A 22,419-nucleotide genomic window follows, 5' to 3' on the forward strand; every position below is an offset into this window, starting at 1 on the left:
GGGTTATATAAGGTATCAGGAAGAGGAGGGGAACCACATGACGAAACTGTTTGTTGGGCTTGCTCGTTCGGAGCACGAAGCAATTATTATGTTGAATGCCTTAAAGAAAGAAGGCATCCAAGATCAATATTTGGGGGCTGTAGGCAAGGAACAGCTCGATTTGGAGATGATCAGTGAAAAGACGGGGTTACCCAAACCACTAAAAGGTGCTGGAACAGATGGTGCATTTGGAGCGTTGAAAGGCATATTAGCAGGGCTCGGAAAACGAATGGTTCAGACCGCATCCATCGGGAAGGCAGTGCGAAGATTAGCGGGCAATGAGATCGGAAGTGAGACGGATGATCTGGTCTTAACGCTGACTGAAGCAGGCATTCCGGAAGTTGACGCACGTTATTACGAAGACTGGCTATTGCAAGGTCATATGCTAATTTTTGTAGAGTGTAGTGAGGAGCAGGTGGAGCGTGTGAAGCCTATTTTACTTTTTTAGTTTAATTTAATGCTGATTTTAGGTTCCTTTAATGTTGGAGAGGTATTCTTATCTCACACCTCCCTTAATATAGATGGTTTACCGGAAGTCCGGGACCGCAACTCGGACTTTCTAGGCACTGTGAGCTGGCGCTTGCAGTGCCTGTTTCATTTTTTTAGGAAAAAGGGTTGCATTATTAATTTATTCATGGTAAGATATTTCTTGTCGCCAAGAAAATATTACATACGCCGGGGTGGCGGAATTGGCAGACGCACAGGACTTAAAATCCTGCGGTAGGTGACTACCGTACCGGTTCGATCCCGGTCCTCGGCATCTTACAGAAAAGATCACATTTGACTTGTTAAACAAGTTGAATGTGATCTTTTTTTTAGAATTAAAAATCAGATTCACAGGAATTTTAGGCACTTTGTCAACCGTTCATCTGACTATTTATAAAAGTTATCGGTAAAATGCCTTCTTTGTGTTTAATTTTACTCAAATATTTGAGAATAGAAACGGGTATTTTGTCGGTACGTACATCCAATATAAAATAAAAATGCAATAAATTAGATGATATTTATAGATCAGCAAGTTAATGTTTAGACATCAACGGAGGAAGATTGTATCTTAAGATCAGTTCATGAGATGGAGGAATGATTATGATAAAGTCATTTGTTAGTAAATTAGTTTTTTTGTTAGGTGCAATGTTAATTTTAACAGGCTTAGTTTTTCAATTAAATGCATCAGCAGAGGATGCTAGTTCCCTAGGGCTGTTAGATGGTAAGCCCGTTAAAACAGGTTCGAGCAATGTAAATATATTCGGTTCAACAACGGCCATTACTGACAACAATATTGAAACCTATTTTGCTTTACCTACTGAAAGAAGTGATTTGAAAGTTGCAGATACACTTGTATACACATTTGAAACACCAGTAAATATTAATAGTTACAAGTTCCATATATTAAATTATGATGGAGGCCCTGTTTCTATTTATTTTATGGATAAGAACGGTGCCGGTCTTTTAGGAAGCATTCCAAATAAATCAATTCCAGGTGACGGAGGGATATATAAGCTTTCTAATGCACTAAAAGATGTAAAACAAATAACCATTACTCAGAAGGGTACAAAAACATATAATGTAGCAGAATTAAATTTTTACAACGAAGCATCAATTCAGTTAGAGGCAACAGGTGGTGATTCCCAAGCATCATTGACATGGAGCCCAATTCAAGAAGCAACGGGGTACGTTGTAAGATATGGGATTGAGTCTGGTGAGTACACTGAAACTGTAACAGCTACAAAAGATGATTACGGTAATTTTATTATTCCTGGTTTGAAAAACGGGACTACATATTATTTTATTGTAAATGCTGTTGTCGATGGTGTTGAATCGGAATACTCCAATGAAGCATCTGCAACACCTCAAGCGCCGGTCGTTGAACCAGAAGAGCCATCAGGTAACCGAGCAATCCTTGTCGTGACTATGACCACAGGTCTTGAAAAAGAATTTGATCTTAGTATGCAAGAAGTAAATAGTTTCATTGATTGGTACGAAACAAAACAAGCAGGAAGCGGAAAAGCATCATACGCAATTGACAAGCACGATAATAACAAAGGTCCATTCAAAAGCCGCAAAGATTATATTCTATTTGATCGTGTCTTGACGTTTGAAGTAAGCGAATACTAGAAGAAGATGCTCCATCAGCTCATGTTGATGGAGCAATTTTTAATTTATGAACTTAGGTTCGTATACTGATGAGTAAAGTTAATCTAATTGTTAACGAATTATCAAAAGAATTTCCTTTGTGTCTTATATAACTTAAAGTTAGAAGCCGTAGGTCAAAACCATACATAATGACAGAAAAAAATTGGAGCCTAACTTGTCACTTTTCCCCACAGTTCATAAACACAACCCCCACATAATACATATCAGAAAGTGGATTCTGGCGTCTATTTATGAAGAGAGGTCACAATGGTGTATACTATCGATAGGCATATATTACCTTTCGCATCAACCAACACAACAATCTATGGACGGAGGACTCAAGTTTATGTTGAAACAGCTTAAGCCATATAAGGTATTACAGGAGCGTAGAATCGAAGAACTGAAATCCGATGCGTACCTGCTGGAACATCAAAAATCGGGTGCTCATATCGTACTGTTGTCCAATAGTGATGATAACAAGGTGTTCAACATCGGTTTTCGGACACCTCCTGAAGATGATACAGGGGTAGCTCATATCCTGGAACACTCCGTGCTATGTGGCTCGAAAAAGTTCCCGGCTAAAGATTCTTTTGTGGAGCTGCTCAAAGGTTCACTCAATACATTCCTCAACGCAATGACGTATCCTGACAAAACCGTCTACCCCGTTGCGAGTCGCAACGATCATGATTTCCATAACTTGATGGATGTGTACCTGGATGCGGTATTAAATACGAATATTTATGAGAATGATAAAATATTTTTGCAGGAAGGTTGGAATTACAACCTGACTTCACCAGAAGACGAACTGACATACAACGGCGTAGTGTATAACGAGATGAAGGGTGCCTTTTCTTCGCCGGAACGGTTAGTTCGACGAGAGGTGCTGAATTCTCTTTTCCCGGATACAACATACTCCTGTGAATCTGGGGGCTTCCCGGAGGCGATTCTGGATCTCACTTATGAAGGATTGCTTGATTTCCACAAACGGTACTATCATCCGTCCAACAGTTACATCTATCTATACGGGGATATGGATATGGAAGAAAAGCTGCAGTGGCTGGATGAAAATTACTTAGGCAACTATGATCGGATCGAGATTGACTCCGAGATTAAACTGCAATCTTCTTTCCCGAAACGGGTGGATACGGTGAAGTCCTACTCTGCGGGAAGTACGGAATCCGAAGTAGACAATAGCTTTTTGACCTATAATGCGGTGATTGGCACAAGTCTGGATAAGGAATTGAACATTGCGTTTCAGATTTTGTTATACGCACTGCTCAATGCACCGGGAGCTGTTCTGAAGCAAGCCTTGCTGGATAAAGGCATCGCGAAGGATGTCTACGGCTCTTATGATGATAGCTTGTATCAACCCGTGTTCACGGTGGGACTGAAGAAGAGCAACTTGTCCAGTAAGGACGAATTTCTCGGGACGATCAAGGAAGTGCTGGAGCGCGTTGTGAAAGAAGGCTTTGACCCGAAAGCATTGCTTGCCGGAATCAACTCTTATGAGTTCAACCACCGGGAAGCGGACTTTGGCCGGATGCCGAAAGGACTGATCTACGGACTCTCCTCCCTCCAAAGCTGGCTGTATGATAAGGAAGCGCCTTTCACGTATTTTGAAGCGAATGATGTATTTGCAGAACTTCGGTCCAAAATGAAAGACGGTTATTTCGAACAACTGATTGAGAAGTATTTATTACAAAACACACATACATCATTTGTTGCGCTCACGCCGGACAAAGGCTTGAACGCACGCAAGGAAGAGGCGCTGAAGGAGCGGTTGAAGTCAGTGCAGGCTGGACTTCGTCCAGAAGAGGCGCAGGATATGATTAAGCGCACCGAAGCGCTCGCCGAGTACCAGAATACCCCTTCAACCAAGGAACAGCAGCAGGTAATCCCGACGTTGTCCATTGAGGACATTGATACGAAGGCGTCTAAACTGTACCAAACACTGAACAACGTGGATGGCACAACGATTTTGCATCATAACTTGTATACGAACGGTATTGGTTATCTGAGACTGTTGTTTGATATCAAGGAAGTACCGCGCCGCTTGTTGCCTTATGTGGGATTGCTCAAAAACGTACTTGGTTACGTGGACACTCAAAACTACTTGTTTAACGAGTTATCGAATGAAATTCATATCCATTCTGGTGGCATCAACAGCGGGGTTGGTTCGTATGCGAATGCGCATCAGCTTCATGATTTCAAAGCAACCTATGAGTTCAATGCGAAGGTGCTGTATGACAAACTGGGATTTGCTTTCGATATGATCAAGGAGATCGTGTTTACGTCCCGTTTTGACAACTCGAAGCGACTTTTCGAGATTATTTCTCAGGTCAAAGGTAATTTGCAACGCAGTCTGATCAACAGTGGTCATTCCGCAGGAGTTGCCAGATCGTCCTCGAAACATTCAGCCGTTGCTGATTTCCGGGAGGCGGTTAGCGGGATTGCTTATTATCAGTGGCTTGAGGATCTACAGGCGAACTTTGATGCGAAAAAAGAACAGCTGTCTTCCAGCCTGCAAGAGCTGATGGGTTACATTTTCAGACCGGAGAACCTGCTTGTCAGTTACACGGCAGACGATAAAGGATACGAAGGTCTGGAAGAGCAGGTGTCCGCTCTGAAAGCCAAGCTGTTCACACATGAAGTGGCGAAGGAAGCTTTTACCTTTACGCCTGCAACACATAACGAAGGTTTCCGTTCTCCTTCCGAGGTTCAATATGTCGTTCAAACCGGGAACTATGCTGAAAAGGGCTACGCCTATACGGGCTCATTACGTGTGTTACAGGGTATTTTGTCATTGGACTATCTGTGGAACAATATCCGTGCCAAAGGTGGCGCTTACGGCTGTATGTCCGGGTTCAGACGCAATGGTGACAGTTTCCTGGCTTCCTACCGTGACCCGAATCTGGATAAAACCTACAAAGTATACGAGGAGATTCCGCAGTATTTGAACGATTTCCGTGCCGACGAACGGGAGATGACTCGTTATATCATTGGGGCGATTCAGGATCTGGATACGCCAAGAACGCCTTACAGTGAAGGGGCATTCTCGCTGGAATGTTATCTGTCCAATGTGACGGAAGCTGATCTGCAGCAGGAGCGCAATGAGGTGCTTGGTACGAAAGAGAGCGATATTATCGGGTTTGCCGGATTTGTCTCTGCCATTCTGGAGCAACGGCATCGGTGTGTTATTGGAAATGAGCACAAGATTGAGGAACAGAAGCAACAGTTCGATGAAACGTTGGATCTGATCAAACATTAAGGAGCGGTAACCAGGGTTGCGGCTGTGAAAAGAAAGATTCAATCAATATCTTTAGAAAAAACATCTGTAGATAAAAAGAAGAGACACTTGCAAGGGCTGGTAAGTAAAACAGCTTGGGCAAGTGTCTTTTTTTCTTATTTGGGTCCCTGTTTAAGTGACCGCAAGCATGTTGTAAATTTTAAGCGTACGCAGATCCTCTTTGGATATTTTCAGCTCGTTGTAAAGCTCTGGCGTTTCGGGCAGTGGTGTGCGGGAGAAAAGCATTTTCAGCGCAATGGGCATAAACGGCCTGAATGAAACACCAGCCATAAGTCCCCATTTTTTCTCCGACTCCTGGAATGACGCCAAAATATTAATATACAAATTCTCCAGAGGCGTAGCCTGATTTTTCAAAATGAGTGTAGTCAACGTATCATAATGCTCGGTATGACCCCAGTACATATTTTCACATTCCTGATAATTGTCAAAATCCTTCACATTCATATACATCACCGTACGGTAGCGATTGGCATCCGACTGAGCCATCATGTCGATCACGCAGCGAATGAGACTGTTGTTCCTGCCGTCGTAGAAGTACGAATAGAAGCGGGTGGAGTTTTTGAAAAAGCTGGATTGGACCGTGTTCATCAGCGGAGACGCATGCCTCGGTTCTTGGTAGAGCAACTGCTCAACCTGAATGTTCAGCGCATCTGCAATCTGGTGCAGTGTGACGAGATCCAGCGTAATATCACCGCTCTCATATTTGGAAAGAGTACCTTTGCTCTTGAAAATCTGGTCTGCCAGTTGTTGTACGGTGAGCCCGCGCCATTTGCGGAAGTTTCGTATTTTTTTGCCCACTTCCTGGTTGATGTTGTTCATTGGGGTGCTCCTTATCGAGTTGGATGATCAGAAGTGTTTCCTGAGAATAGACAAATAAGCTGAAAGTCTTTCTTAAACGCCAAAGCCTATCAGAAATATATCACTTTTTCAGTGAAAAGCCTATTCTAAAGAAACATGATAATTGATTTGTTTCTTCTAAGTAGATTCCCTTGCATTTGATGCAACTCCCGCGGCATGGAACAATAGGGTTAGAAGTGATGAACCGAAGAACGGATAGATCCAACATCCATAAATGATGAAATGAAAAGATAGAGGAGTTAACCCTATGACCAAGATGAGCAATACGAACAAGATAGACAATTCTTATAATTTTGATGAGATCATTGACCGCACCGGAACCAACGCCATGAATACGGATGGTTTCCGCCAATATATTTTCAACGCAACGAGTGAGATGAAATTTCCGTTTAAGGATGAGGAGTTCATCCGCATGTGGATTGCCGATATGGAGTTTGCCACACCTCCCGAGATTTTGGATGCCGTGAGAGAACGCCTGGATCGCCGCATTATGGGGTATTCGCAAGTTTTTGACCCGAGTTACTACGAAGCGGTAGCAAGCTGGATGAAACGATATTATGACTGGTCTTTCCCGAAGGAGCATCTGGAGACATCGAATGGCATTATTCCCGCGCTCTATGAACTGGTGGAGTATATCTGCCAGCCGGACGAAAAGGTATTGATCCTGACACCGTCCTATGGATTTTTCAAATCGGCAGCAGACCATAACCAGCTTGAGCTGGTGTGCTCGGACATGTTAAATGAAGAAGGGCACTATACGATTGACTTTGACGATTTTGAAGCGAAAGCCAGAGACGAGAAAGTTCGGGTATGCATTTTCTGTAATCCGCATAATCCATCTGGACGCATCTGGAGCACGGAGGAACTGAAGCGAGTAGGCGAAATCTGTTTGAATAATGAGCTATGGATCATATCAGATGAGATTCATTGTGATCTGCTTCGTACGGGAAAAACACATACCCCACTCGCCAAACTGTTCCCGGATACAGATCGAATTATAACTTGTATGTCTCCCAGCAAAACGTTCAACATGGCAGGTCTGATGTTCTCCAATGTCATCATTCCCAACAAAGCACTAAGGGAGATCTGGCAGGCACGTCATTACGGCTTCAAAAATCCGCTAAGTATTGCGGCGACTCAAGCAGCTTATGAACATGGCGATGAATGGCTGAGACAGTTAAAGCTTTACCTGGATGATAACTTTGCGTATGTTGATGACTTTTTAAAAATACATCTGCCGCTTGCCGTTTTTCACATTCCTGAGGCAACGTACCTTGCCTGGATTGATATTACGCCATATGCACCGAAGAATGTCAACCTGCCTTTGTTTTTTGCGGAACAAGCAGGCGTATTGCTGGAGGACGGGGGAATGTTTGTGTCAAACGGCGAAGGTTGTATCCGGTTAAACCTGGCTTGCCCTCGCTCTGTCCTGAAGGAAGGTTTGGGTCGAATTAGTCGGGTGCTGGTGGACCAACAGACGGAACAAAAGCAGGCGCAAGAGGAGCTCGCACACGCATAGCTTTACGATGAACACGGGTATATACAGATCAATAGGAAAGGGGCGGAGCAGAACGTATTCTGTTTCGTCCCTTTTTGAGTGTTTCTTTTATTTATCTGAACGGTTTCCTTTCTCTTCGTCGTACACTTCTGGTCTGTCGACTACGGTTATGTTAAAATGATGGATAGTCTATGAGTCGCGGGACATGTGACTCTTGCAGGGAAGAGCCCTTCCAAACGGGCTACACGGATATGTATTCATCAGGGGAAAGGAGCCTATATATTATGTTTGGAAATGATTGGGACGAGGTGTTACAGCAGGAGACGGAAGCGGAGTATTTTGACAAGATTCGTTATGCACTCGCTGCTGAATATAAAACACAGACTGTCTACCCGCCCAAGGAAGATTTGTTCTCTGCCTTGAAGTTGACCCCGTATCATCGGGTAAAAGCCGTTATTATTGGTCAAGATCCTTATCATGGGGCAGGGCAGGCGCATGGATTAAGTTTCTCGGTCAGACCGGGGGTGCGCGTACCCCCTTCACTGAAAAATATATATAAGGAACTTCAGGCCGATCTGGGTGTGCCTGTTCCAAAGCACGGTTCACTTATTCACTGGGCAGAGCAGGGTGTATTGTTGCTAAATGCGGTTCTGACGGTTCGGGAGAGTCAGCCGAATTCTCATCAGGCTTTGGGGTGGCAGACGTTCACGGATGCTGTTATTCGTGAGCTGAATGAACGCAATGAGCCTATGGTATACATGCTATGGGGAAGTCACGCTCAGAAGAAGGGTGCTTTTATTAATAGAGACAAACATCTGGTGCTGGAATCAACACATCCGAGCCCTTTAGCTGCACATCGCGGCTTTCTTGGCAGTCGGCCTTTTTCCAAAGCTAATGAATTTCTCGTTTCCAAAGGTATTAAACCGATCGATTGGACAATACCTGAAAACTAGATATGTTGAACAAATCATTTACACAAGGAACGGAGAGGACAGAAAAAACCTGAAAAAGCGGAGCGTTCGCCTTTATCACCGGATTTTCCCCTTTGGAAAAGGGAATCAAAAAATCTGGGGATAACAGCTACTCTCCAGGTTCTTCTGTCATTGGAGTGTCTGTGTAAATATCTTTGGTTCAACGGATATAGATAGATTGGAGGCGAGCACATTGCGACATTGGATTGGACGAAAAGTAGCAGTATACCGGGCAACAGGAATTCGCGAGCCTCTGAAGGGAACGCTGGTAGAGTGGGATGAAGAAACGGAATGTGTTCGAATTGGACCGAAACGGATTAAAGTATCGTTTGACAATATTGCAATGATCAAACCACTTCCTGACGAAAGCCTGCCTCTGAAGAAAGCACGTTCTGAAGTGCACAAGATCGGATATGTGATGAAAAAGGCAGTGCAGTTTGAAAATGCGATTTATTTCAAGTCACAGATTATGATTTGGCGGCGTGCCAAAATTGTAGCGTTATCCACTACGATTGTAAGACATGACGAAGATCAGGTCGAGCTTGAAGACGGCCGTCTGCTTCGCAAGGACAAGCACATGTTTGTGGTACGTTCGCGGCGCGGCATACGGTAGTCTGGTTGAAATTTAATATGTATTTCATACTGCGATCATACAGCATTAATGTTTCGATCTTATAGTAGGTAGTAACAACCCCTTCTAAATTAATGTGTATGGATTTGGGAACCCGGCCGGCTGCAAACGGCCGGGTATTTTTTTCTCTTTTTTTAGCGGGAGGCGCATGAAAGCAACATGGAGAAGCAAAGAAATAAACGATTTCAAACTTCGTATAACGTTTTGCATGAGTTCTGTTAACGTGCTGTAACATAGCAATGACACTTATACTGTATACTAAGGAGATAGAACTCGAAAAGGAGTGAAACCACTTGAAACGGATATGTGTTTTTGCAGGGTCTAACCCGGGAAATCATTCTGATTATATTAAGCATGCTTCCCTTTTGGGGGAACAGATTGCGGGCAGCGGATATGCCCTGGTCTATGGCGGGTCTTGTATGGGTTTGATGGGGGCAGTCGCGGATGCGGCTCTCGAGGCAGGCGGAGAAGTGATTGGGGTTATGCCTACGGGGTTATTCCGGGGTGAGGTGGTTCACGGCGGGCTTACTCAACTGATTGAAGTGGGTACGATGCATGAACGGAAGTCAACGATGGCACAGTTATCCGATGGATTTATCGCACTTCCTGGTGGGATGGGCACGTTTGAAGAATTGTTCGAGGTGCTGTGCTGGGCACAGATCGGCATTCATCGAAAACCTGTTGGCCTTTTGAATGTCAACGGTTATTATGAACCACTTATGAAAATGGTGGAGCACAGTGTGCACGAAGGCTTCTCCAACACATCACATCTTAGTTTGTGGAGTCTTGAGTCTGATCCAGCTGAACTACTTGCTCAGATGGCTGCCTACATCCCTAAGGAATTGACTCAGAAATGGTCTGAACTCAGCGGTAAGTAACTGCCAAATAAATGGAGTTGTTAACCTGTTACCTCAAGAGAAAAACTTCCTCATCTGCCCAAGCAAATAACACTTGCGGACATAGTCTATAGTGTACTTTGAAGAAGAGGGGAGTGTCACTCATGAGCGATCTCAAAGGAGCAGGTTACGGCTACTGTGGAGGTTTCGGTGGTGGTGTATGGACATCAACAGGCGCGATCCTGGTGTTGTTTATCCTGCTGGTTATCATCTCCCGCACGTTCGTACTGTAATTCAGACCATTCTTATAACAGATGCATGCTGACTCATGGCATCATTCGAAGAAAATGGCCTTTCCAAAGAGACGCCGGCGGCTACCGGCGTTTCAGGGGAACGGTTTTTTTGCTTGCGCCTAAAAAAAGACCTCCATCCCATAGCCAATGAGATAGAGCTATCTACTTGGAAAACTATACGACGATTTCCGTAGTATCGCTGGGCAGAATGAGTGTTTTCCAGGCAATGTATAGTCCAATAGCAGAAGCGATCAGTGCAAGGATGGCCGCAACAAAGGCCAGTTTATCAAGTTTATTTTGTTTGGGTTCGATGACGCCGGACTGATTACTTGTTCTGTCAGGTAAAGAGAGTCCTCGAACAGAAGCTCGCGGAATCGTTTGTCGTGATCCGGGAGGTCTTGACGTGCTGATTTTCGATCCGGGTTCTGATCTATTTTTCGCTGAATGGTGTGATGAGCACTTTTGGGCAGAGCAAGATTTGGAAGAGATCGAGTGCTTCCTTGTTCGTGATTTCAACGGTTTCAAAGGGCAACCTCCTTACAGCGGAGTGCAGTTGTCTACGACTGATATTATATTATGTTGGTTTTTAGATTGAGTTCGCAAAAATGAGTGAATCCCCAGCCCTTTAAATGTTAGACCCGTGCTGAATGAACAAGCCAGTATATAATTATACGCTCTCTTAATACGTGTATGACAAATGGTGTATATAGTGAAAGTTCATAGAATCCACTTTTGAATGCAGGAGGGTCTGGATTGAACAAAATCGAAATTATTGCCCACCGTGGTGCATCTGCGGTATGCCCGGAAAACACGATGATTGCGTTTGAGCGAGCGTTAGAGCTGGGGGCAACGGGAATTGAGACGGATGTGCAGATGTCAGCCGATGGCCGGTTGGTGTTAATTCATGATGAAACTTTACAACGGACGGGGGGAAGCGAGGGCTGGGTTAAAGATTTCACTTATGATACATTGCGCACTCTTGATGCAGGCTCATGGTTTCATGCGGATTTTGCCGGAGAGCCTATACCTTCACTGGAAATGTTGTTTAACCTGGTGCAAGGCAAGAGAATTCTGCTTAATGTAGAGTTGAAAAATGGCATCGTGCCATACAAGGGGATGGAAGAGAAGATCATTCAGGTTATTCGGGAGTGGAACATGGAGCAACAGGTTGTTCTATCCAGCTTTAATCATGCCTCGCTTGTGAAGTGTAAGCGAATCGCGCCGGACATTCGTACAGCGCTTTTATATATGGAGAAGTTGTATCGTCCTTATGATTACGCGGCTAAACTTGAGGCATCGGGCCTTCATCCGTATAAGCTGGCTGTGGCTAAAGAGGAAGTAACTGCTGCTCTTGCGCAAGGTATAGTCACCTATCCGTTTACCGTGAATGATCCCGGCGATATGGAGTTGATGATGGATATGGGAGTACAAGGCATCCTCACCGATCTTCCGGATGTACTTGCTTCATTGATGACCGCTCGGACTCGCTCAGCGAATATTGGAATCAAATAAAGATATGTAAGGTTATCGTATGAGTGCCACACAGGAGCAATGAAGCTCTGTGTGGCCTTTTTTATGCATATTCATGCGAAAATATTCATATCTGCAAGAAAGTTGTCCTTTTTGTCCATTGCCAGACGGGAAGGATTCCCTTACAATGTTCTATGGGAATGAGAATCAATATCAATAGAAGCGGTATTTTTGGAGAGGTGATTGTTATGTACATAAGATTAATAAGCGTCACTCATAACACGGGTGGACAAGTATGAACTTGAATAGTTCTTCCACGCAATCAAATGAGGAGTCACCTACAGCGAAAATCCATACACGCCCATGGGCAGCCACTCTCATTCTAACAGGCGGTATTCTGCTGCTTGCTCTGGGCATGGCGTTGTCTATTTCATTTGGTGCTGCTGATATTCAACTCGGCGTGGTCTGGCAGGCGGTATTTAACTTTAACCCTGACTTGACACCCCATCAGATCATATGGGAGATTCGGTTGCCTCGTATTCTTGGCGGAGCGATGGTGGGTGCTTGCTTTGCTGTTGCCGGAGCGATTATGCAAGGCATGACCCGGAATCCGCTCGCCGATTCGGGACTGCTTGGTCTGAACGCTGGCGCCGGCTTTGCACTGGCGATCTGTTTTGCCTTTTTCCCGGGCCTGCCGTACATGTACATTATTATGTACTCATTCCTGGGAGCAGGACTTGGTGTACTACTTGTGTATGGTTTCGGTGCAGCATCCAGATCAGGTCTCACGCCGCTGCGTCTCGTGCTGGCTGGAGCCGCGGTATCGGCTATGTTGTCTGCGCTGAGTGAGGGGATTGCGCTCTACTTCAGAATCGGACAAGACTTGGCCTTCTGGACTGCCGGAGGGGTGGCCGGAACGAAGTGGTCTCAGCTTGAAGTGATGTTTCCTTGGGTGCTCGCTGCACTGATCGTGGGCATGATCATCTCTCGTTCAATTACGTTACTCAGTCTTGGCGAGGAGATTGCGGTTGGATTGGGACAGCGTACCGGTGTGATCAAGCTGGTCGGTTTGATTGTAGTACTAATCCTGGCGGGTACTGCAGTGTCTGTCGTGGGTGCAGTCGGATTTGTCGGTCTGATCATCCCCCACCTTACCCGGAAGCTGGTTGGGGTCGATTATCGCTGGATTATTCCTTGTTCTGCCGTGATGGGCAGTCTGTTGCTTGTATTTTCGGATCTGGCAGCACGTATGATTAACCCGCCTTACGAAACGCCGATTGGCGCATTGGTAGCCCTCATCGGGGTGCCGTTCTTCCTGTATCTGGCGCGGAAAGAAAGGAGGACGCTGTAAGATGGGTTCCTCAACTATGGTTGGTGCAGAGCGCAAAAAGAAAACAAAAGGGATCGTTGTTCTTATTGTGCTTGGTCTTTTGATTATTACAGCTTTTATTATCAGTATGAATACCGGCTTTACCAAGCTTTCACCGCTGGAGGTTTTACGGACGTTGTTTGGCAGCGGTACACCGAAACAGGAGCTGATCCTGTTTGAATTCAGACTGCCTCGTATTGTGATTGCTGTTCTAATCGGGGCGGGTCTGGCGTTGTCGGGCTGTATCCTGCAAGGGGTATCGCGAAACGCACTCGCCGATCCTGGGATTCTAGGTATTAATGCTGGAGCGGGGCTTATGGTGATGCTATTTGTTTCCTTTTTTCCAACGACGACAGCAGCTCCGATCTTTCTGCTTCCGATCCTTGCGCTGATTGGCGCAAGCTTTGCAGCATTTCTAATCTATATCCTTTCCTACAAAAAAGGGGAGGGCATCTTGCCAACCCGTATGTTGCTCACGGGAATCGGGATTGCAGCCGGTATCAGTTCGGCTATGATCGTGTTAACGCTGCGGCTTAGTCCGGAGAAGTATCAATTTGTAGCGACATGGCTTGCAGGCAGCATATGGGGCTCCAACTGGAAGTTCGTCTGGGCACTGTTGCCGTTTATTCTGGTGCTTGTACCGCTTGTATTAGCGAAGGCACGGGTGCTGAATGTATTAAATCTTGGGGATCAGACAGCAAGTGGTCTTGGTGCTCCCGTAGAACGTGAACGGGTAATTCTGCTTGCTGCTGCGGCAATTTTGGCGGGAGCCTGTGTATCTGTGAGTGGCGGCATCGGTTTTGTTGGTTTGATCGGGCCTCACTTGGCGCGTCGTCTGGTCGGGCCAAAACATCAGTTTTTGCTGCCTGCATCTGCACTGGTCGGATCATTTCTCGTTCTGGTCGCGGACACGTTGGGACGTGTCATTTTGCAGCCTTCCGAGATTCCGGCCGGGATTCTGGTTGCAATTCTGGGCGCACCATATTTCCTGTATCTCTTGAGCAGGACGAAATAAAAGGTAATCATCATCATGTTGACGGAGGATTGCCGTAAGGGGGAACTAGGTTTATGCTTCGTCGTTTTTTTGCCTATTATAGGCCGTACAAAAAACTGTTTATTCTGGACTTCATCTGTGCAATTTTGGTCGCGTTGCTGGAATTGGCCTTTCCGCTAGCGGTGAACCGGGTTGTAGATGATCTGCTTCCAGGTGGACGCTGGGACTGGATTTTATGGGCATGTCTAGGACTGCTGGGCATTTACTTGATCAATTCATTTCTGAATTATGTTGTCACCTATTGGGGACACAAGCTGGGGATTAATATCGAGACGGATATGCGTAAAAGTCTGTTCAATCACGTACAGAAGTTATCCTTCCGTTATTTTGATAATACGAAGACCGGACATCTGGTATCCCGCATGACGAATGATTTGATGGATATCGGAGAGATTGCCCACCATGGTCCGGAGGATGTATTTATTGCCGTGATGACATTGGTCGGTGCCTTCAGTATCATGATGAGCATTAACGGGAATCTGGCGATTCTGACGTTTATCATTGTGCCGCTGATTATCTATCTATCTTTGTATTTCGGGAACAAAATGTCCAAAGCCTTCACCCGAATGTTCGGTGATATTGCCGATTTCAATGCACGTGTAGAAAACAACATTACGGGTATTCGCGTGGTTCAGGCTTTTGCCAACGAAGAGTATGAAAAAGCACAATTCGCTGTAAACAACGGTCGTTTCCGTCAAACCAAGTTGGTCGCTTACAAAATTATGGCGTGGAACTCTTCCATCAGTTATGTGCTGATGAAGCTGGTATCGTTGTTTGTGCTTGTATGCGGAACGTGGTTTGTCATTAACGGCAGCATGACCTATGGTGAGTTTATTGCCTTTATTATGTTGTCCAATGTGTTCCTGACACCGATTCAGAAGATTAATTCGGTTATAGAGACATATCCTAAAGGCATTGCAGGTTTCAAACGGTATACGGACTTGCTTGATATGGAGCCGGATGTCAAGGACCGCCCTAATGCTGTTCCGGTATCCCATCTACGTGGAGACATTCGTTACGAGCAAGTGACTTTCGGTTATTCGGATCAGGAGCCGGTCATTCAGGGTATCAATCTAAGTGTTCGTGCCGGTGAAACGGTAGCTCTGGTCGGTCCATCGGGTGCTGGGAAAACAACACTTTGCAGTCTGCTGCCGCGATTCTATGATGTGCTGGAAGGGCGCATCACGATTGATGGTCAGGACATTCAGCACATGACACTGGATTCCTTACGCAGTCAGATCGGGATCGTGCAGCAAGATGTGTTCCTCTTCGATGGGACGATTCGGGAAAATATTGCGTATGGCAAACTGGATTCATCGGAAGAAGAAATCTGGATGGCGGCTCGTCGGGCCCAGATGGAATCCTTGATTCTGTCCATGCCGGAAGGGCTGGATACACTGATTGGAGAACGCGGCGTGAAGCTGTCCGGTGGACAGAAGCAGCGCTTGTCTATCGCTCGTATGTTCCTGAAGAATCCACCGATTCTGATTCTGGATGAAGCGACGTCTGCGCTCGATACCGAGACGGAAGCTGCGATTCAACAATCACTGGCTGAGTTGTCCGAAGGGCGTACCACACTAGTCATTGCTCATAGGCTGGCGACGATCAAAAACGCAGACCGCATCGTGGTCGTGGCCGAGCAAGGCATCACAGAGCAGGGACGTCATGAGGAACTGCTTGCTTCGGGCGGCATCTACAGTCGCCTGCACTATGCGCAGTTTGGTGCATAGGCAGAGTTGCAAAAAAATTGGGAAATACGTAGTACACGGGAGTATATAAGTTAACCATCGCCATGATTTGGAAGGAGTCGGGGCGGTGGTTTTTTTTATTTTGGAGGGAGGGAAAAGTACGATCATATGGCACCAAAATGGGTAATGATGGGCAAAACTATGGTTGGAGTGTATGATAGGTTTAACCGGTATATGATTAGTGGCTTTCATGCATATCATCAGGAGAAACTCAGAGCGTTGGGAGGCAATCGACATGTCAGATCTGACTAAAATACTACTTACCTGTCTCTGTTTTCTTTTAATTTTATCGTTGTTATTATTGGGGATTCGTAAACTGATGGGACATAACCAAGGCTCAGGTTCTCGAAACTTGGCTGGCTGGTTTATGGGACTTTTTATTACTGGTGCCGTACCTCTTACGTTTGCATTGTATACCTACACAACGGACGAACGTCTGGATGCCAACATTGGGTTAGGGCTTGCCATGCTATTTGCCTGGACGTATTGTGCGCTGCTGTTGTGCGCTGTATTGGGTGTGTGGGGAAGGTATTGGTGGCGTGGGAAAAGAAAGTGATGGTGACTCCGAATAAGGATATGCTTAGTTGGTGTAGTTTATATTTTGCTTTAGTGGAGGTACAATGTTTGATCAAAATGTGATAGTAGAGTGGGCTAAGTCCCATAATGTAGAATCTACAGCACGAAATTATTGCTTATCGTGCGTAAACAACTACTTGGCAGAGTCTCCAGAAGACGAGAAACTGTATTTTGGAAAGTACTACTCTGAAAAATTAATGCTAGAATTAGAAAAAGTTTATTGCATAATAAATTGGAATGAACCTGAATATTCTCATATTATTGCCTTAGTCCCCATCATTTACGATGGAAAGGAAATTGGCAGATATGAGTTGTTTTATAGGATGTCAGGGGAGATTTACGATGACCTGTTAGTGATTGATGGGCAAGAACAGTTAGTTTATTAAGTCAATCTTCAAATGATTTTACTAAAAAAGTAACGGAAGAACTGTAGGTAAGTCGAACGGTTATACATCAAATAATTGAATTTATTTTTAAATTTGGGGATTTTACATAATTTAAGGTCTGAATAGGAAGAGGAACTACCTTCCAGCCTGAATTTCAAAGATTATATTATCGGTTATAGAAATATGGAATATTCATAGAGAGGTACTTCATGAAAGTAAAATGTATATCAAATAAAAGTGACTCATTATCCACTAAGGCAGGTTACCCAATAAATTATCAATGTGAGTCATTAATTATTGGGGCAACATTTAATGTGTATTCGATCGGCCATTGGGATAATTATATGTTTTACTTATTGAAAGTTGATCATCAGGACCCCGATTTAAATCTTGACCCAGTATGGTTTCCGTATGAATGGTTCGAAGTCATTGATCAAAAAATTCCAAATTCTTGGTACTTCAATTTTATAGGTGAACCAAATAGCGAACAAATTTCAACGATCCTTGGCTATAAAGAAATCGCTTTTAATTTCGACCATCATGTCGGATTAATGGAGAGAGAAAAGTACCACTTAGATTTATTTTACAAAAGGAAAGCTGAAATTGATAACTAACGCTAAAACTTTGGGGATAAACACCCTCAAGGTTTTTCTTTCCCCGTTTAGTGCCAAGTAAATCGGCATGAACTAAGGGTTGCTAAGCTTATTAATTCGCGATGGCGTGATGACCGCCCGAACGGCCTTTACTACATGAGGGGGCGCTAGTACAACCGCTCGCCTGAAGAAAACGAATTAATCGCTTGTATTTAGAGAATACAATCAACATTAAGAAAGAGTTCATTTTTTTTGCTGAAATCGTGCTCCCACAGTTGTTAAGAGAGAAGATTTTTATAGATTGGATCAGCAAATATAATATTTCGTATATTTTAAAATAGTTCTTTTAAGCCGGAGAACAAGTAGGATAAAATGACTGAGGAAGAGCGGGGAAATAGGAGGTTGCAAATGAACTTACTTGATTTACAAGCTGACTTTAATCAGGCTTATTCGTTTGATGAAATTAAAAAGAATTCAATTAAGACACTGGAAGAATTAATTGCTAACAGTGAAAATAATTATCTACACGAAGAAGAAGAGAAATTACCTTCCGGACTGAAATTCAAAGATTATATTATTAGTTATACATATACAGAAATTATGATAAATAACGAGTATAGATTGTATCCTTTTTTTAGAATTAGCCTTGACTTAGTTCACCCGAAAACAAAGAAATCAGAATTCTACTATGATATTGAGTATACGATTGACGGTGAGTTTTCCGATGAATTTTTCTCGAATTATTAAAGTCGACATGAAGAAGATTGAGTGCAATAGTAACAAAATGCACTTTGGAAGGAATGGGAAATGAAAGGTAAGTTTACGTTTGTCATACGTGATGAGGTTTTGGATTTTGCTGATATCAGTGAAAGATTAAGAATGAAACCAGCATTGATAACCAGAAGGGGACATCCGATAAGCAAGAGGACTAAACTTCAGGCTCCATATGATATCTGGTCATTTGATGTGTTAATAACGAAAGGCACCGAGCCTGAGGAGGCTCTGAATAATTTATTGAATAAGTTGACCCCGAACTGCAAACAAATGAATAGTTTCATTAAACAATACAAGGAAGTAAAGATAAGCGGGTACTTAAGATCAGATTATGGTCAAATGGGGCTAGAGATTTCACATGCGACGATGAAAAAAATGGTTGGTTTAGGACTTGGGCTTGAGATACATATCTTATCTTATGGTGGAGTGATCACAGGGGATGAATAGTCGAACTCACCTCTCCACTTGTTTGAATATGGCAGTGTATGGAGGAAAATAGTGTGATCAGGGTAAATGCAGATGATGTCTCAAATATTGTAGACAAATATTCACGTCTTGATATTGAAAATGCTTCTCCGATGGATGGGCTCTGTGTGGCCCTTTTAGATGTATATCGTTGTTCACTTTCGCAATCTGAAGCAAGAGAGAAAATTACTTTTGAGTGCCATAATCTAGCCCATGAGGACAAGTTTTTTGACTTTTTCAGTGATATTTTTATCAATGATGCCGAGAGTTGTTTTATTTTTATTCAAAAATCTAATTCCGAATCTTCTCGAAAGATGATGAAAGCTAAAGGGTTTGATGATGCAGAAATAAAGTATTTATTAGAAATAAAGAAATTTGAAAATGAGCTATATGCTGTAACGGATATAACAGAGCTAAAATTCTGGGTCAAGATGACTTCTAGGGAAATGTTATTATGTAATTTTTTCTTTTCAAGGATAGCAATCGTAGGGAACTATGATCTGACACTACCCTTATTCGTGGATGAACTGTTTTTTGATCAATACAGGAATACAGCTATGCGAAATGAATTGTATTTCAGATAATGATCCGTCTGATGGAAGGGTCTTTGAGAGTTGTTTTATATGCATATAGAAATACAATGTGATCACTTGAAGAAACGGCGAAAGTTATGAACCTTACTAAGATACTTTTAAAAGAGTTGCAGGGTAGTTTAAAAGAACTTTCGTTTGAGTTTGAGGGTTCTTCTAATCCTTGGGTTTTTGTTAGATCTAGAGAAGGATATGTTCAAGAATATATTGAGATTGATAAAAGCAATTGGGAATCCAATGCAATCCGCTGTACCTTTCAAACAGGTTCGAAATCTGTAAGTAGCACTAAGCTTGAGAGGCATCAAGTAAATGAGTGGTACGTATATCAAGATAAAGAAGAACTAAGAAGTGTTTTTAAACATTTTCTAGAAATTATAGAACAATTTGCATTACCTTGGTTTGCTAAAAATACAGAATTCATTCCACCTGCTGCGCCCAATTATTTAGAGGAAAACTGGAGAAATTCTATTGAAGATTTTGTAAATAAAAATAAACTTAATCTGCATAGCTCGGAGAGCATTGAGATATTGGATCAGCTTGTTATAAAAGGACTTGTGGAAGATGAAATTTATAATATTAGTTATTGTTTTGGTGAAATAATCAGGAATCAATTCGGTGGGCAATGGATATATGACGCAGAAAAAGGGCCGAGAGTATATAACATGGGTGGTATTCCTGCGTTTAAGCGTTGGCCTCATACATTAGTGAATAATGTGATTAAAGAGAAAAATCTGTCACTAAAGAGATATTTCGAAGATATTGCATATGTATTAGAAGGTTGAAGGATAATTATTTGGCTGAAATGAGTTGATTTTATGTATGAAAAAATGATAGCTCCTTTCGAAGTGGTACCCTTTGAGCTTATGACAAAATTAGAAGCTAGGACTTATCTTGGGTGGTTTACTTCTGAGATTCCAAAAAGAATAGAAGTACTTAGAGCCTTTTACCATGAGACGACAGGTTCATCTCCAAATGACTTGGACTTATCAGAAAAATCTTTAGGGATTTTATGGAGATGGTTTATTCCTCAAATTACGATGGTCCCAAAGACGGCGGAAGAATTGGAAGAAGAAATTAGTATGACACCCGAATGGTTAAGAGATGAGGTGCTAAAAGAAAATTCTAAAAAGTTCAGTGAAGAAACTAGTTCAATCATTATTGATATAGGAATATATTTTGGTACTGTTTTTATTAATTTATTTTCTAGCCTTGACTGGGGAGTAGTTCATACGCCTAAAAATTATGTATATGTGAACCGCCCAGTTATTAAAGGGTTTGGGAAAGTAGAAATGAATCCAATTGCAATTGTTTATAATATCTCTCTGAGATATTTAAGAAACAGAAGTAATGAAAGACAATTAATTGATGTATTTAATGTTTGGAAGGAATATTTATAATGTATTAGCCAATGCTCCATCATCGTTCATAACGCTTCGTATTTTGAAGAAAGTTACCAACTAAGGTAAGTTTCGCTTGAGTTTGATGTTCTCGGAACGTTCACACCATTTTAAAGGAGTTTATATAATAGATGATCATGATCAATCGGTATTCGTTAGTTGATGATAAGAGTGGTATGACTATTGGAAAATCCTTGGATTTGGTTGGGTTGACTGGAAACTTTATCGAGACCGTAGGTGATGAGGACTTTCATAAAGTAACGCTAGTTCATTTTCAATATAATGATGAGTTTGTAGCATACTGTAAGGAGAAAAAAATGAGTGTTAACAACATAGAGATCACTATTCTTGATCACGAAGAAAAGCCAATGGGATCATATTATTTTTTTCTCAGAGAACCTCTTTCATATAATCGATTTACAGAATTTAATGAAGTTTTAACACAGTTTGAACTGGTTGGGGATTTGTACCAAGTGGCAACAGAAGAGAGTATACTCATTTGGAATATGCGAAGAAAACCTCTAGCTAAAACGAACGAATGGGTAGGACTATCTCTAGAACAACGAATTGGATGGCTAGAAGTTGCCCGATTATATCGAGGAACCCAGCTTCATTCTCAGGAGCGACAGAATGGCATATATCACATGGATGCGACTAACATCGAGGACTCCGCTTCTTTTTATTGTGCATTAGGTGAGGCAGTTAACGGTCCAGGGGGATACTATGGATTTAACTTGGATAGTTTGTCCGACTGCTTATGTGGTGGATTTGGAGCCATAGCACCATTCGTAATTATTCTTCAAAATGTAGATCATGAAAGGTGTTCAAATGAGGGTTATTTTCAACAGTTAAAAGAAGTGCTAGCGGATGGAAATGTAACGTTAGTCTTTAGTTGATCTTATAAGAATCATGGGTAATCTGATCAAAAATAGATAGTAAATAAATAGTACATAAATAGAGAGGTTGTTCATGAATAATTACTATTTCTCATTCCCCATAGATAAAAGCCGGGCTCAAAAAGCGATTGAGATTATCCGTGTATTTTATGCGCATCCATTCCCAATCGGAATTGTTATATACCAGGACTCGTATGAAATTACACAGAAGTTAGGCCGGAAGTATGACACTGTGCTTCAGACAAGAATGTTGCCTTTCAAAGAACTTACAACGCGGACGGGACAAGTGGATTGTTTCATCATTCAAAATGCCCATGAGATTGAATTTTTTGTTCAACATGAAGGTTGTGCTGTTAACGTTATTGTGTTCGATCCTCTCCCAGATGGAGAGCGGGCAATAAAATATGGATTCCGGATATTTGAGAATGTTGAATACTACGAATTTTCTATTGCTGGATTGGAAGAAGCGCAGTTTCAAGAGCTGGCAATGGAATTGAATCGGATTCACGGAGTGGAACAGCTACATGAAGATTAG

At 42.9% G+C, this 22,419-nt stretch carries 24 protein-coding genes and 1 tRNA gene; 24 read left to right on the top strand and 1 reads right to left on the bottom strand.

Annotated elements, in window-relative coordinates:
* The first annotated feature begins 37 nt into the window (after positions 1-37).
* The 4 genes from H7T88_RS14430 to H7T88_RS14445 all read left to right on the top strand — a co-directional run bounded on the left by H7T88_RS14430 (position 38) and on the right by H7T88_RS14445 (position 5,440).
* Positions 38-487, top strand: coding sequence for a general stress protein (locus H7T88_RS14430; RefSeq protein WP_221788996.1), 450 nt, complete (start codon positions 38-40; stop codon positions 485-487).
* Between the two features lie 226 nt (positions 488-713).
* A tRNA-Leu gene (locus H7T88_RS14435) sits at positions 714-799 on the top strand.
* 326 nt (positions 800-1,125) lie between these two features.
* Positions 1,126-2,154, top strand: coding sequence for a fibronectin type III domain-containing protein (locus tag H7T88_RS28750; RefSeq protein ID WP_260510916.1), 1,029 nt, complete (start codon positions 1,126-1,128; stop codon positions 2,152-2,154).
* A 364-nt stretch (positions 2,155-2,518) separates the two neighbouring features.
* Positions 2,519-5,440 (top strand): insulinase family protein, encoded by a 2,922-nt coding sequence (locus H7T88_RS14445; RefSeq protein WP_221788997.1) that lies wholly within the window; start codon positions 2,519-2,521, stop codon positions 5,438-5,440.
* Between the two features lie 150 nt (positions 5,441-5,590).
* Here the strand turns inward: H7T88_RS14445 and H7T88_RS14450 are convergent, their stop codons facing one another.
* Positions 5,591-6,298: a helix-turn-helix domain-containing protein gene (locus H7T88_RS14450; RefSeq protein WP_090923711.1), complete on the bottom strand. Its 708-nt coding sequence runs from the start codon at positions 6,296-6,298 to the stop codon at positions 5,591-5,593.
* Positions 6,299-6,584: 286 nt separating this feature from the next.
* Between H7T88_RS14450 and H7T88_RS14455 the strand changes: the two genes are divergently transcribed.
* The 20 genes from H7T88_RS14455 to H7T88_RS14545 all read left to right on the top strand — a co-directional run bounded on the left by H7T88_RS14455 (position 6,585) and on the right by H7T88_RS14545 (position 22,419).
* Complete coding sequence (locus H7T88_RS14455) at positions 6,585-7,856, top strand: MalY/PatB family protein (protein ID WP_312027623.1); 1,272 nt, start codon at positions 6,585-6,587, stop codon at positions 7,854-7,856.
* Positions 7,857-8,119: 263 nt separating this feature from the next.
* Positions 8,120-8,788, top strand: a complete 669-nt coding sequence (gene ung / locus H7T88_RS14460; RefSeq protein WP_090923710.1) for a uracil-DNA glycosylase — start codon at positions 8,120-8,122, stop codon at positions 8,786-8,788.
* Positions 8,789-8,999: 211 nt separating this feature from the next.
* Positions 9,000-9,419, top strand: a complete 420-nt coding sequence (locus tag H7T88_RS14465) for a hypothetical protein (protein ID WP_090923709.1) — start codon at positions 9,000-9,002, stop codon at positions 9,417-9,419.
* 311 nt (positions 9,420-9,730) lie between these two features.
* Entirely contained in the window at positions 9,731-10,315 is a 585-nt protein-coding gene (locus tag H7T88_RS14470) for an LOG family protein (RefSeq protein ID WP_221788999.1), read from the top strand.
* Between the two features lie 122 nt (positions 10,316-10,437).
* On the top strand, positions 10,438-10,566 hold the full coding sequence (locus H7T88_RS28755) for a hypothetical protein (protein ID WP_260510917.1): 129 nt from the start codon (positions 10,438-10,440) through the stop codon (positions 10,564-10,566).
* Between the two features lie 403 nt (positions 10,567-10,969).
* Positions 10,970-11,161 carry a hypothetical protein gene (locus H7T88_RS14475; protein WP_090923707.1) on the top strand — a complete coding sequence of 64 codons (192 nt, stop codon included), beginning with the start codon at positions 10,970-10,972 and terminating at the stop codon, positions 11,159-11,161.
* A 158-nt stretch (positions 11,162-11,319) separates the two neighbouring features.
* Positions 11,320-12,078 (top strand): glycerophosphodiester phosphodiesterase, encoded by a 759-nt coding sequence (locus H7T88_RS14480; RefSeq protein ID WP_221789001.1) that lies wholly within the window; start codon positions 11,320-11,322, stop codon positions 12,076-12,078.
* Positions 12,079-12,331: 253 nt separating this feature from the next.
* Positions 12,332-13,387 carry a FecCD family ABC transporter permease gene (locus H7T88_RS14485; protein ID WP_090923705.1) on the top strand — a complete coding sequence of 352 codons (1,056 nt, stop codon included), beginning with the start codon at positions 12,332-12,334 and terminating at the stop codon, positions 13,385-13,387.
* Between the two features lies 1 nt (position 13,388).
* Positions 13,389-14,420, top strand: a complete 1,032-nt coding sequence (locus H7T88_RS14490; RefSeq protein WP_221789002.1) for a FecCD family ABC transporter permease — start codon at positions 13,389-13,391, stop codon at positions 14,418-14,420.
* 53 nt (positions 14,421-14,473) lie between these two features.
* The gene (locus tag H7T88_RS14495; RefSeq protein ID WP_221789003.1) at positions 14,474-16,189 is read left to right on the top strand and encodes an ABC transporter ATP-binding protein; all 1,716 of its coding nucleotides are present in this window, start codon (positions 14,474-14,476) and stop codon (positions 16,187-16,189) included.
* A 253-nt stretch (positions 16,190-16,442) separates the two neighbouring features.
* Positions 16,443-16,763, top strand: coding sequence for a hypothetical protein (locus H7T88_RS14500; RefSeq protein ID WP_260510918.1), 321 nt, complete (start codon positions 16,443-16,445; stop codon positions 16,761-16,763).
* A gap of 64 nt (positions 16,764-16,827) precedes the next feature.
* Positions 16,828-17,169 (top strand): hypothetical protein, encoded by a 342-nt coding sequence (locus H7T88_RS14505; RefSeq protein ID WP_221789004.1) that lies wholly within the window; start codon positions 16,828-16,830, stop codon positions 17,167-17,169.
* Positions 17,170-17,378: 209 nt separating this feature from the next.
* Positions 17,379-17,783 carry a hypothetical protein gene (locus H7T88_RS14510; protein WP_221789005.1) on the top strand — a complete coding sequence of 135 codons (405 nt, stop codon included), beginning with the start codon at positions 17,379-17,381 and terminating at the stop codon, positions 17,781-17,783.
* 387 nt (positions 17,784-18,170) lie between these two features.
* Positions 18,171-18,509, top strand: a complete 339-nt coding sequence (locus H7T88_RS14515) for a hypothetical protein (protein ID WP_221789006.1) — start codon at positions 18,171-18,173, stop codon at positions 18,507-18,509.
* A gap of 60 nt (positions 18,510-18,569) precedes the next feature.
* Positions 18,570-18,983 (top strand): DUF4279 domain-containing protein, encoded by a 414-nt coding sequence (locus tag H7T88_RS14520; RefSeq protein WP_221789007.1) that lies wholly within the window; start codon positions 18,570-18,572, stop codon positions 18,981-18,983.
* Between the two features lie 53 nt (positions 18,984-19,036).
* The gene (locus tag H7T88_RS14525) at positions 19,037-19,585 is read left to right on the top strand and encodes a hypothetical protein (protein WP_221789008.1); all 549 of its coding nucleotides are present in this window, start codon (positions 19,037-19,039) and stop codon (positions 19,583-19,585) included.
* 86 nt (positions 19,586-19,671) lie between these two features.
* On the top strand, positions 19,672-20,373 hold the full coding sequence (locus tag H7T88_RS14530; RefSeq protein ID WP_221789011.1) for a hypothetical protein: 702 nt from the start codon (positions 19,672-19,674) through the stop codon (positions 20,371-20,373).
* A 33-nt stretch (positions 20,374-20,406) separates the two neighbouring features.
* Positions 20,407-20,988 carry a hypothetical protein gene (locus H7T88_RS14535; protein WP_221789012.1) on the top strand — a complete coding sequence of 194 codons (582 nt, stop codon included), beginning with the start codon at positions 20,407-20,409 and terminating at the stop codon, positions 20,986-20,988.
* A gap of 131 nt (positions 20,989-21,119) precedes the next feature.
* Positions 21,120-21,884 (top strand): barstar family protein, encoded by a 765-nt coding sequence (locus H7T88_RS14540; protein WP_221789015.1) that lies wholly within the window; start codon positions 21,120-21,122, stop codon positions 21,882-21,884.
* Positions 21,885-21,957: 73 nt separating this feature from the next.
* Positions 21,958-22,419, top strand: a complete 462-nt coding sequence (locus H7T88_RS14545; protein WP_221789016.1) for a hypothetical protein — start codon at positions 21,958-21,960, stop codon at positions 22,417-22,419.

Origin of the sequence: Paenibacillus cucumis (ex Kampfer et al. 2016) (assembly GCF_019748695.1) — a bacterium.
Lineage (GTDB): Bacteria > Bacillota > Bacilli > Paenibacillales > Paenibacillaceae > Paenibacillus > Paenibacillus polysaccharolyticus.